This window comes from Staphylococcus condimenti, from assembly GCF_001618885.1.
Lineage (GTDB): Bacteria > Bacillota > Bacilli > Staphylococcales > Staphylococcaceae > Staphylococcus > Staphylococcus condimenti.
This window is the reverse complement of sequence record NZ_CP015114.1, coordinates 104,677-116,404: the sequence shown is the minus strand read 5'-3', so window position 1 is coordinate 116,404 and position 11,728 is coordinate 104,677. Positions and strand designations below refer to the sequence as shown.

General features: G+C 34.7%; 10 protein-coding genes. 3 read left to right on the top strand and 7 right to left on the bottom strand.

Features of this window, described 5'->3' with window-relative positions; all coding sequences use genetic code 11:
• Positions 1 to 29: 29 nt before the first annotated feature.
• Genes A4G25_RS00730 through A4G25_RS00720 form a run of 3 tightly spaced genes read right to left on the bottom strand, consistent with a single transcriptional unit; the run spans position 30 to position 2,800 of the window.
• Complete coding sequence (locus tag A4G25_RS00730; RefSeq protein ID WP_047131926.1) at positions 30 to 452, bottom strand: YtxH domain-containing protein; 423 nt, start codon at positions 450 to 452, stop codon at positions 30 to 32.
• A gap of 18 nt (positions 453 to 470) precedes the next feature.
• Positions 471 to 1,166 carry a pseudouridine synthase gene (locus A4G25_RS00725; RefSeq protein WP_047131927.1) on the bottom strand — a complete coding sequence of 232 codons (696 nt, stop codon included), beginning with the start codon at positions 1,164 to 1,166 and terminating at the stop codon, positions 471 to 473.
• Positions 1,166 to 2,800: a putative polysaccharide biosynthesis protein gene (locus tag A4G25_RS00720; RefSeq protein WP_047131928.1), complete on the bottom strand. Its 1,635-nt coding sequence runs from the start codon at positions 2,798 to 2,800 to the stop codon at positions 1,166 to 1,168. The genes A4G25_RS00725 and A4G25_RS00720 overlap by 1 nt, the downstream gene beginning before the upstream one ends.
• Before the next feature lie 281 nt (positions 2,801 to 3,081).
• Between A4G25_RS00720 and A4G25_RS00715 the strand changes: the two genes are divergently transcribed.
• Positions 3,082 to 4,338: a BaiN/RdsA family NAD(P)/FAD-dependent oxidoreductase gene (locus tag A4G25_RS00715; RefSeq protein ID WP_047131964.1), complete on the top strand. Its 1,257-nt coding sequence runs from the start codon at positions 3,082 to 3,084 to the stop codon at positions 4,336 to 4,338.
• 56 nt (positions 4,339 to 4,394) lie between these two features.
• Here A4G25_RS00715 and A4G25_RS00710 read toward each other — a convergent pair whose 3' ends face one another.
• The 3 genes from A4G25_RS00710 to A4G25_RS00700 form a co-directional block, all read right to left on the bottom strand.
• Positions 4,395 to 4,712: a rhodanese-like domain-containing protein gene (locus A4G25_RS00710; RefSeq protein ID WP_047131929.1), complete on the bottom strand. Its 318-nt coding sequence runs from the start codon at positions 4,710 to 4,712 to the stop codon at positions 4,395 to 4,397.
• Between the two features lie 20 nt (positions 4,713 to 4,732).
• Positions 4,733 to 7,147: a leucine--tRNA ligase gene (leuS, locus tag A4G25_RS00705; protein ID WP_047131930.1), complete on the bottom strand. Its 2,415-nt coding sequence runs from the start codon at positions 7,145 to 7,147 to the stop codon at positions 4,733 to 4,735.
• 488 nt (positions 7,148 to 7,635) lie between these two features.
• Complete coding sequence (locus tag A4G25_RS00700; protein WP_047131931.1) at positions 7,636 to 8,814, bottom strand: MDR family MFS transporter; 1,179 nt, start codon at positions 8,812 to 8,814, stop codon at positions 7,636 to 7,638.
• A 268-nt stretch (positions 8,815 to 9,082) separates the two neighbouring features.
• On the opposite strand from A4G25_RS00700, the gene mnmL reads away from it, so the two are divergent.
• Positions 9,083 to 10,039: a tRNA modification radical SAM protein MnmL/YtqA gene (mnmL, locus tag A4G25_RS00695; RefSeq protein ID WP_047131932.1), complete on the top strand. Its 957-nt coding sequence runs from the start codon at positions 9,083 to 9,085 to the stop codon at positions 10,037 to 10,039.
• 4 nt (positions 10,040 to 10,043) lie between these two features.
• Positions 10,044 to 10,601 (top strand): tRNA 5-(aminomethyl)-2-thiouridylate-methyltransferase MnmM, encoded by a 558-nt coding sequence (mnmM, locus tag A4G25_RS00690; protein WP_047131933.1) that lies wholly within the window; start codon positions 10,044 to 10,046, stop codon positions 10,599 to 10,601.
• Positions 10,602 to 10,665: 64 nt separating this feature from the next.
• Here mnmM and A4G25_RS00685 read toward each other — a convergent pair whose 3' ends face one another.
• Complete coding sequence (locus tag A4G25_RS00685) at positions 10,666 to 11,622, bottom strand: L-lactate dehydrogenase (protein ID WP_047131934.1); 957 nt, start codon at positions 11,620 to 11,622, stop codon at positions 10,666 to 10,668.
• Positions 11,623 to 11,728 lie beyond the last annotated feature (106 nt).

Sequence of the window (11,728 nt, the reverse complement as noted above, 5' to 3'; positions counted from 1 at the left end):
CAATCAAACTAAGGCGCTGTTAAATCTTATTATTTATTGTCATTATCTGAAGATTTATTTTCATTATTCTTTAAATCTTCATCAGTTACAATTCTGATGTTGTGTCTTGGTTCATCAGATTGTTTTACGTCATCTAAAGTTGGTGCTGACGCATCTTGATTGCCGTTACTGAAGCGGTCTTTTTGTTCTTTTACAAATCCTTTAGGATCTTGTTTTACTTTTTCTGCATATCCTTTAGGATTTTCTTTAACTTCGTTAAAAGTTTCAGATGCATTTGATGCGATTTGAGAAGCTAAATCTTTTGCGTTTTGCTTATAAGATTCTGGGTTCTCTTTATATTTATCATATTCATTTTTTAATTTTTCTCTGCTGTCTTTTCTAGTTAATAATACTGCTGCAGCTGCTGCTCCGATACCTACAACTGCCTTTAAAAAATTACTTGATTTTGCCATAACTATCACCTTCACTTTTTATTGTTTAACCAATTCCAATTCTTCTTCTGTAAGTTCTCGATAAGAACCTTTAGAAAGATTAGAATCCAGTTTGAGTTTTCCAATTTGAACCCGCTTTAAATTCAGTACCTCATTATCGATGGCATGAAACATCCTTTTCACTTGATGGTACCGGCCTTCTTGAATTGAAACTGATACTATTTTTTCATTTTCTGTTCGTTCTAGTCTTGCTGGTTTTGTTTTTCCATCAGATAATTCAATACCCTCAGCAAATTTTTCGATATCATCATCTGATATAAAATGCTTTGCTTCTACTCGATAAATTTTAGTTACATGCTTATTCGGGCTCATGATGTCATGATTAAATTGACCATCGTTGGTTAACAATATCAACCCTTCAGTATCTTTGTCTAGTCTCCCGACTGGGAAAATTTTTAAATGTTGAAAGTCTTTAATCAAACTGACTATTGTAGGTTGTTCATCATCTTCAGTTGCAGAGATATAACCTGCCGGCTTATTCAGCATAATGTAGACTTTATCAACATACTCTATCAAATTTCCATTCACAGTAATTTCATCTGACTGAGGATCGATTTGTGCTTTACTCTGTTTTTCATTTTTGCCATTTACTTGAACCTGGTTTTTCTTTAATAATTGTTTTACTTCGCTTCGCGTACCGACACCCATATTAGCTAAAAATTTATCTAGCCGCATTATGAAATTCTTAACTTTCTACGAATTTTACCAGGTAAATCTCCTAAGAATTGGTCTGCTAATCTTGTTTTCAATGTGATACCTCCATAAATGGCAATACCGACTATTACTCCTGCAACAACAATGATTAAACTGCCGATTTTTGATTGTGGCGAAATAAATAGTTGTAATAACCAAAATGTTAATTCAACACCGATCATCATAATGAAACCATAAATGAATATTTTAGCAAATTGAATCAAGGTTTCTGTAAATGTAAATTTCGCATATTTTTTCAAAATAATGAAGTTGCAGATATTTGCAAACAACAATGCAATAGCGGTACTTAAAATTGCTCCTGCTGTATGGAATGCAACTATTAGCGGAATATTTAATAACGCTTTTAAAGCAACTGCAGCAACAATTACAAACACCGTTAATTTCTGTTTATCGATACCTTGCAGCATAGAAGCCGTGATACTTAATAGAGAAATTAATATAGCCACTGGCGCATAATAAAATAGCAGCATACTGCCGTCACCATTATAGCTGTAGAATACTGTATACAATGGTGATGAAAGTGCCATAATACCTAAACTTGCTGGTACTGTAATAAACATAAGTACCCCAAGTGACGTACGAATTTGTCTATGCATTTCATGCAATTGGCCTGATTCATATGTCTTTGTAATGTATGGAATCAAGCTGATTGCAAAACCTGCTGCTAAAGATGTTGGAATCATTACAATTTTATTCGTTGTCATATTAAGAATTGTAAAGAAGTAATCGTGTAGTTGTTGAGGAACCCCTGCAATATCTAATGCGTTATTGTGTGTTAATTGGTCTACGATGTTAAATAATGGGAAGTTCAAACTCACGATGACAAACGGAATACTATAAGAAATGATTTCTTTATACATTTTTGTATAAGGTACGTCGATACCAGTATGATCTGATGCCGTCATTTCATCCATAAACGGTTTTCTTTTTCGCCAATAATACCAAAGGGTCAAAATACCCGCAATAGCACCGATTGCTGCAGCAAATGTTGCAACACCATTGGCTAATAAAACAGAACCATGGAAAACGTTTAAAACGAGATAGCTTCCTACTAAAATAAAGATAATACGTGCGATTTGTTCTGTGACTTCAGAAACTGCAGTAGGTCCCATTGATTTATAACCTTGGAATACACCGCGCCAAGTAGCGAGCAGCGGGATGAAAATTACTACCATACTGATAATTCTAATTATCCAAGTGATATCAGCGACAGTCCAACCACCTTCAACATTAGATTTATGTGCTAATGTTACTGACGCAATCATTGGTGATAAGGCATATAAAATAATAAAACCTAACACACCTGTAATACTCATCACTATAAAACTTGAGCGATATAATTTCTGACTGACATGATATGCCCCTATTGCATTGTACTTAGCAACATATTTAGAAGCGGCTAATGGTACACCAGCTGTTGCCACTGCAATTGCGATGTTATAAGGCGCATATGCATAGTTGAACGGGGCCAAATTCTCTTCTCCACCTATAATCGCATAGAACGGTATAATAAAGAGTACACCAAGTATTTTGGTAATCAATATACTTAGCGTAAGTAGAAAGGTCCCTCTTACTAGTTCTTGACTTTCATTCATGACACTCTTCCTATCTGATATTAAGATTTAATTATATTTTACCACCAACAATTGTTGGCAACTACTTTTTTTCATATGTATTATAGCCTAAAATAGCCTTAACAGAAATGAAAATTCAAAGAATTAAACAACAGTTTTGACTATGCCATAATATAACAGTAAAGTAAATCAATTATACATTCGAGAATTTACGTTAACGCATTTTCATAATAAAAATCAAATTTAAAGGAGGCACAATACACATATTCAACGATTTAAGGAAGATTGTGTATTATTTAAACATGTATCAAACAATAGTTATCGGCGGAGGACCTAGCGGTTTGATGTCTGCTGCTGCCGCAAGCCAACATTCAGATAAAGTTTTACTAATAGAAAAGAAAAAAGGTCTTGGCAGAAAATTAAAAATATCTGGGGGCGGACGTTGTAACGTTACAAATCGTCTGCCTTACGATGAAATTATTCGCCATATACCTGGAAATGGCAAATTCCTCTATAGTCCCTTTTCAGTATTTGATAATGAATCTATTATAGAATTTTTTGAATCACGCGGCGTTAAATTAAAAGAAGAAGATCATGGCCGAATGTTTCCTGTTTCGAATCGTGCTCAGGATGTCGTTGATGCATTGATAAATGAATTATCCATAAATAAAGTAGAAGTACTGGAAGAAACAGCGATTAAAAATATCAAAAAGACTGACGATCTCTTTATCATCACCGATGCTGAAGGCAACGAGTATACTTCTAAAACAGTAGTAATCGCTACAGGTGGTACAAGCGTTCCCCAAACCGGTTCAACTGGAGATGGATATAAATTCGCAAAAGGATTAGGCCATTCGATTACAGAGCTTTTCCCTACAGAAGTGCCTATTACTTCTAAAGAATCGTTTATTATTAGAAAAACATTAAAAGGTTTGAGCCTAAAAGATGTTTCATTATCTGTTTTAAGAAAAAACGGCAAACCTCGTATCACACATCGTATGGATATGCTTTTTACACATTTTGGTGTAAGTGGACCTGGCGCGCTTAGATGCAGCCAGTTTGTATATAAAGAACAAAAATCTCAGAAAAAACAAGAAATCCAAATGCAATTGGATGTATTTCCAGATGAAAAAGAAAATGAATTACAAAATCGCATCAAAAAACAAATTCATGATACCCCTGATAAATATATAAAGAATAGTTTACGCGGAATGATTGAAGAACGTTATCTCAACTTTATCTTAGAACAAGCTGGTGTTGAAGAAGATACAACTGGCCATCATATTTCTAATCAACAAATAGCTGAAATTGCACACCTTTTCAAAACGTTTACTTTTACAGTCAATGGAACCTTGTCGATTGAAAAAGCATTTGTCACAGGCGGAGGTGTGTCCATAAAAGAAATAGAGCCTCATACAATGATGTCTAAAATAACACCTGGATTATTTTTATGCGGTGAAGTTTTAGATATCCATGGCTATACTGGAGGATATAATATCACTAGTGCATTAGTTACAGGACGTGTTTCTGGAATGAACGCTGGTATCTGTCAAAATTAAAAAGCAATATAAAAATAAGCCGGGCCAGTTGTTAACTGACTCGGCTCAAATTTTAATTAAATACTATCTATTTCTAGACCTTCGTCTCCCCATGCTTTCATGCCGCCTTCGACATTCACTGCATGCACTTCAGGTTTATGTTGATTCAAATATTCGACTACTCTGCCGCTTCTGACTCCTGCAGCGCAAACAAAGTAATACGTATCATTAGTATTAAAATCATCTAAGTGATCTGGAATTTGATCCATTGGAATTGTTGTGGCATTCGGAATGATGCCAGTAGCAGTTTCCTCATCTGTTCTTACGTCCACAACATGTACCGGTGAATGTTCTAACATTTTCTTTTTTAATTCATCCGTAGTAATAGATTCCATTTTTATTTCCCCTTCCTTAATTATTTTGCAACAATATTGACTAATTTTTGAGGAACGGCAATTACTTTTTTAATGTCTTTATCCCCAATATCTAATTTAACATTTTCATTTGTCAATGCAATGTCTTCCATTTGTTCTTTTGATGCATCTTTAGGGATAAATGCTTTTGCTCTTACTTTACCGTTAACTTGAATTACAATTTCTACTTCATCGTCTACAAGGAATGCTTCATCATAATCAGGCCAAGGTTGGTATGTGATAGTTTCATCATGACCAAGTTTTGACCATAGCTCTTCACCTAAATGAGGTGCAATCGGTGCTAACATTTTTACAAAACCTTCAACATACGGTTTATATAATTGTTCTGCTTTGTAACTTTCATTGATGAATACCATTAATTGACTGATAGCTGTATTGAAGTTCAATGTTTCAAAGTCTTCAGTGACTTTTTTAACAGTTTGGTTGTATACTTTTTGCAATGATTTATCATCTGTATCAACAACTTTAGATGTTAATGAACCGTCTTCATTAATAAGTAATCTCCATACACGGTCTAAGAAACGACGAGAACCATCTAAACCTTTTTCACTCCAAGCAATTGCTGCATCAAGCGGTCCCATGAACATTTCATATAATCTTAAAGTATCTGCACCATGTGAACGTACAATATCATCAGGGTTAACGACATTACCGCGAGATTTACTCATTTTTTCATTACCTTCACCCAAAATCATACCTTGGTTGAATAATTTTTGGAATGGTTCTTTTGTAGGTACGACACCCATATCATAAAGCACTTTATGCCAAAATCTTGCATATAACAAGTGAAGAACAGCGTGTTCCACACCGCCGATATATAAATCAACTGGCAACCAATGTTTTAATTTTTCAGGGTCTGCTAACATTTCTTCATTATGCGGATCGATATAACGCAAGTAGTACCAGCAACTTCCAGCCCATTGCGGCATTGTATTTGTTTCGCGACGGCCTTTCATACCTGTTTCAGGATCAACCACATTCACAAATTCATCGATATTCGCCAAAGGAGATTCACCTGTTCCAGATGGTTCAATTGAATCTGTCTCAGGGAGCAATAAAGGCAATTCATCTGTAGGAACAGTTGTCATTGTTCCATCTTCCCAGTGAATAATAGGAATTGGTTCACCCCAATAACGTTGACGACTGAATAACCAGTCACGTAATTTATAATTCACTTTTTTCTCGCCGGCACCTTTTTCTTCAAGTAACTGAATTGCGCGTGAAATTGCTTCTTCATTATTTAATCCGTCTAAATCACCTGAATTAATATGAGGACCGTCTCCTGTATATGCTTCTTTTGAAACATCTCCGCCTTCAATAACTTCTTTAATCGGCAAATCAAATTTTTGAGCAAATTCATAATCACGTTCGTCATGAGCAGGTACTGCCATTACAGCACCCGTACCATATGAAGACAATACATAATCAGCAATCCAAATCGGTAATTTTTCGCCAGATAAAGGATTAATTGCATAAGCACCTGTGAATACACCAGATTTATCTTTTGCTAAATCTGTTCTTTCTAAATCTGATTTCATTGAAGCTTCTTTTTGATAAGCTTTGACTTCTTCTTGATGTTCTGGTGTTGTGATTTCATTTACAAGTTCATGTTCAGGACTCAACACTGCAAATGATGCACCATAAATTGTATCTGGTCTTGTAGTAAATACTTCGATCTTTTCAGGACGTCCTTCAATTTCAAAAGCAACCTTTGCCCCTTCTGATCGTCCAATCCAGTTACGTTGCATATCTTTGATAGATTCAGGCCAATCTAAATCATCTAAATCTTCGAGTAAACGATCAGCATACTCAGTAATTTTTAGAACCCATTGGCGCATTGGTCTGCGGTATACAGGATATCCGCCACGTTCTGAAACGCCATCAACGACTTCTTCATTTGATAGAACTGCTTTTAATTCTGGACACCAGTTAACTGCTACTTCATCAACATAAGCCAATCCTTTATTATATAATTGGATAAAAATCCATTGTGTCCATTTATAATAATCCGGATCTGTAGTATTTACTTCACGATCCCAATCGTAACTGAAACCTAATTCTTGAATTTGACGTTTAAACGTTTGAATGTTTTGGTTTGTAAATTCACGAGGATTATTTCCAGTATTCAATGCATATTGCTCTGCTGGCAAACCAAACGCATCCCACCCCATCGGATGCAAAACATTATATCCTTGCATACGCTTATAACGAGAAATAATATCTGTAGCTGTATATCCTTCTGGATGCCCTACATGCAAGCCAGCACCTGAAGGATATGGGAACATGTCTAAAGCATAAAATTTCTTTTGACCTAGATTATCATTTGTTTTAAACGTTTTGTAATCTGCCCAATAATCTTGCCATTTCTTTTCAATTTCTTGATGATTAAAACTCACTTTGCTTCCTCCTAATCAATAAAAAATACAACTCAAACTATTATGATTTTGTCTTATGAAGGACGACATTTGCCGCGGTACCACCTTCATTCGTATTTCTACGCACCTCATCCATAATAGCTCGAGCTGTATTATTCATAAATTTATTCGTTGGTAAGTTCATTTAAATGCCTCAGCTAGTTCGCACCGACCACCAGCTCTCTTTATGAGTTTTTAAACTACTACTCCATATACATCTATTACTATATTTTATTCTCTCTTTAAATGCAAGCTCTTAACGTTATTGTTTGTGACAATGCACTTAATTTAAAAAGTGATTTTTAATGATTAAATACAAAGGCAGATATACTTTGAAACAGTTCTTTATTTATACGATTAATTTAATTATCCTTATATGGCTTTTTTCTTTTGAATATCACTGCAGTCTTTTTAATAAAATAAAAACGTGCACATCCTCAAAAAGGAAATGCACGTTTCATTTTTTCTATTTAGTTATTTAGTTCTGTTTTATCTAAATTTTTATCGTAAATCATTAGGAAGAATATTGAAATCGCTAATAATCCTATCATAGATAAAAACATTACTTGCATATTAAATGTATCTACCAACACACCGCCAATTAAAGGCCCAAAAGCTTTACCAACTGTCGAAGCAGAGTTAACAATACCTTGGTATGAACCTTGACGACCTTCCGGTGCTAGTTGATTTGCTATCGTCGGCACAGCTGGCCAAACAAACATCTCACCTAGGGTAAGAATAATCATACCGATCATAAATATTGAAAATTGCTCTGCAAAACTTGTAATAAAGAAAGATAAGATAAATACAAAAATACCTACAAGCATCTGCATTTTCAAATTGCCCTTTAAAAGTCGTATAACTGGATAAATTAAAGGTTGTGCTACCAAAATCATGATACCATTTACAGTCCAAAGCAAACTGTATTGGCCCATCGAAATATTTAATTCTTGTGTAAATGAAGCTATTGTACTTTCCCATTGAATATATGCTATCCAGCAAATAGCAAACATTACACAAAGTAAAAGCAGTGCTATAAAACGTTTGCGATACTTTTTAGCAGCCCATTCATTAGTATCTGGTATTTTGACTTTACCTTTATATTTGATATTGAATTGTGTCACTGCTACGAAAAAGAAAGACACGTACATCAATAAATTCGCAATAAAGATATAATTAAAACTGAGTTCTGCTACAAACCCGCCCATTGCTGCACCAAATGCTACTCCTATATTTTGAGCTAAATAAATCGCATTAAATGTTTGGCGTCCACCGTTCGGCCAAACTACACCTGCCATTGCATAAATTGCTGGAATAATAATACCGCCGCCAAATCCAAGCATTACTAACCATACTGCATACCATGGCCACCCATGAAAGAAATTAAGTAATGTTGTGGCACATAAACAAACGACGGTTCCTAACATAATAGTTCTAAATCCACCTAATTTGTCAAATAGTGTTCCTCCTAATAAGTTGCCAACTACCATTCCTAGTGAATTTACCATTAAAACCACACCAGCTGTGGTTAAACTTTTATCTAATTCTTGGCTCATATAAATTGTATTTAAAGGCCATAAAAAGCTTGCACCTGTGATATTAATTGCCATACCTATTACAAGCCACCATACTTCTTTAGGCATGTTCATTTTGCAACACCCGCTTTCTGTCTGTTTATAGAAAATACGTGACAAATTTTTCATTAAAAAATCAAAGAAATTTCCGTATACGCTAAAGTTAAACGCACCGAAAATTTCAAATTAAAGCAATTAAGTTAAATGTGATTTTTTGCAACTAGTAAATAATACTACACTTGCATGAGTAATTAAACCCTTTTATCATAATCCCATCAAACATAAGTACTTAAATTATGGTAAAATCTTACAATGGATTAATTTATAGAAAGGAAAATGTCATATGGGTCAATATTTTACGTATGCATTTGAAGATAAACGTTACCATACATGGAATTACCATTTAAAAAATAAATTTGGTCGTAAAATTTTTAAAGTTGCATTAGATGGCGGTTTCGACTGCCCGAACCGCGATGGTACAGTTGCACACGGAGGTTGTACTTTTTGTTCTGCAGCAGGAAGCGGTGATTTCGCCGGCAACCGTGCAGATCCGATTGATGTACAATTTAAAGAAATCAAAGAAAAAATGCATGAAAAATGGCATGACGGACAATATATCGCTTATTTCCAAGCTTTCACAAATACACATGCTCCAGTCGAAGTATTAAAAGAAAAATTTGAACCTGTATTAAAAGAACCTGGTGTTGTCGGTTTATCAATAGGTACACGACCTGACTGTCTGCCCGATGACGTGGTTGAATATCTAGCTGATTTGAACAAACGTACTTATTTATGGGTGGAACTTGGTTTACAAACTGTCCACCAAGAAACTTCTGATTTAATTAATCGCGCTCATGATATGCAAACGTATTATGATGGAGTTGCAAAATTGAGAAAACATAATATCAATGTATGCTCTCATATCATCAATGGTTTGCCTGGGGAAGATTACGATATGATGATGGAAACAGCAAAAACAGTTGCACAAATGGATGTACAAGGTTTAAAAATCCATTTACTTCATTTATTAAAAGGGACACCAATGGTCAAACAATATGAAAAGGGTATGCTTGAATTTATGACGCAAGAGGAATATGTCAGTCTTGTTTGCGATCAATTAGAAGTAATACCACCTGAAATGATTATCCATCGTATTACTGGTGATGGACCTATTGATTTAATGGTAGGACCTATGTGGAGTGTTAATAAATGGGAAGTTCTCAATGCAATTGATGCTGAACTCGCAAGACGTCACTCTGCTCAAGGCCAGCATTTCAAGAAAAAACAGGAAGTAAAATAATCAAATGAAAGTAGAACGTATTTTACCATTTGCTAAGTCACTTATCTTATCGCATATTAATGAGAATAGTACAGTTATAGACGCGACGTGCGGTAATGGACACGATACATTATTTTTGGCTCAGCACGTTCCAAATGGAAAAGTTTATGGCTTCGATATTCAAGAAGAAGCTATTAAAGCTGCGCAATTAAAAGTCGAAAACTTTAACAACACTATTTTAATACATGATGGTCATGAAAATGTAATGCAATACATCGAATCATCTGACTATCCTGTCGATGCGGCTGTATTTAATTTAGGCTATTTACCAAAAGGTGATAAACACATTGTCACAGAAGCTGATACTACTATCAAAGCAATAGAGGATATTTTTGAAATGTTATCATCTGAAGGAATTATTGTCCTCGTTATCTATCCAGGACATCCTGAAGGAAAAATAGAGAGTGAGACAGTATATCAGTACCTTAAAAATTTCGATCAACAAAAAGCACATATATTACAGTATGGTTTTATTAACCAACGTAATAACCCGCCTTATATTTGTGCCATCGAAAAAAGATAAAAATCAATAAAGCAAAACGTCCGCAGAAATTAAAAAGTTCTGCGGACGTTTTGCTTATTTAAAATTATTGAAATAATTTATCTACACTTTTTGTAATATCTTTTAAAACTTCAACTGAATGGTTAAATTCTTCAGTTTCTTTGTCATTTAATGGTGTTTCATAAATTTTAACTGCACCTGCACGGTTTACAAGTGTTGGAACACCAATATAAACATCTTCGTTGCCATACTCACCTTCTAAATAACTAGATACAGTCAATACAAGGTTTTGGTTGCGTAAAATTGCTTTAGTAATATGAAGTAATCCCATAGCAATACCATAATATGTTGCGCCTTTAGCTTGGATAATATCATATGCTGCATCACGCGTATTTAAGAATATTTCTTCGATACGTTTTTCTTTTTCTGGGTTACTTTTTAAAATATCGTGTAAATTTTGTCCAGCAATACTCGCTTGAGACCATACTGCTAACTCAGAATCACCATGTTCACCAATAATACTTGCATTTACACTTTCAGGTGCAACGCCGAATTCTGCACCTAATTCGTATTTGAAACGTGCTGTATCTAAAATAGTACCTGAACCTATAACACGCTCTTTAGGTAAACCTGAAACTTTTTTAGTGACATAAGTTAATACATCTACTGGGTTTGCAGCAATCAAGAAAATACCATCAAAACCGCTGTCCATAATTTGACCCACAATTGATTTGAAAATCTTAGTATTTTTTTCAACTAAATCAAATCGCGTTTCACCTGGTTTTTGGGGCGCACCAGCTGTAATTACAACTAAATCTGCATCAGAGCAATCTGCATATGATCCTGCTTTAACAATTGACGGTGATTCTCCATAAGGCATGCCGTGATTCAAATCGAGAACGTCACCTTTAACTTTTTCTTCAGCAATATCAACAATGAAGAATTCATCTGCTACACCTTGTGCTACCATAGCAAAAGCATAACTTGAACCAACAGCGCCATCGCCCACTAATACTACTTTATTTGCTTTTATATTTTTCATATTACTTACCCTTCCTTTTTCAAAAATCACTTTCCTTATGTGATTTATTTCACATAATAAAGATACCAGTTATCGTTGTGAAAAGCAATCATTTTTCTTCATTCTA

Bases quoted from the DNA above. Each gene is read 5' to 3' on its own strand.
- A4G25_RS00700 (WP_047131931.1), bottom strand. From the start codon at position 8,814: ATGAACATGCCTAAAGAAGTATGGTGGCTTGTAATAGGTATGGCAATT.
- mnmL (WP_047131932.1), top strand. From the start codon at position 9,083: ATGGGTCAATATTTTACGTATGCATTTGAAGATAAACGTTACCATACA.
- A4G25_RS00730 (WP_047131926.1), bottom strand. From the start codon at position 452: ATGGCAAAATCAAGTAATTTTTTAAAGGCAGTTGTAGGTATCGGAGCA.
- A4G25_RS00725 (WP_047131927.1), bottom strand. From the start codon at position 1,166: ATGCGGCTAGATAAATTTTTAGCTAATATGGGTGTCGGTACGCGAAGC.
- A4G25_RS00685 (WP_047131934.1), bottom strand. From the start codon at position 11,622: ATGAAAAATATAAAAGCAAATAAAGTAGTATTAGTGGGCGATGGCGCT.
- A4G25_RS00715 (WP_047131964.1), top strand. From the start codon at position 3,082: ATGTATCAAACAATAGTTATCGGCGGAGGACCTAGCGGTTTGATGTCT.
- A4G25_RS00720 (WP_047131928.1), bottom strand. From the start codon at position 2,800: ATGAATGAAAGTCAAGAACTAGTAAGAGGGACCTTTCTACTTACGCTA.
- mnmM (WP_047131933.1), top strand. From the start codon at position 10,044: ATGAAAGTAGAACGTATTTTACCATTTGCTAAGTCACTTATCTTATCG.
- A4G25_RS00710 (WP_047131929.1), bottom strand. From the start codon at position 4,712: ATGGAATCTATTACTACGGATGAATTAAAAAAGAAAATGTTAGAACAT.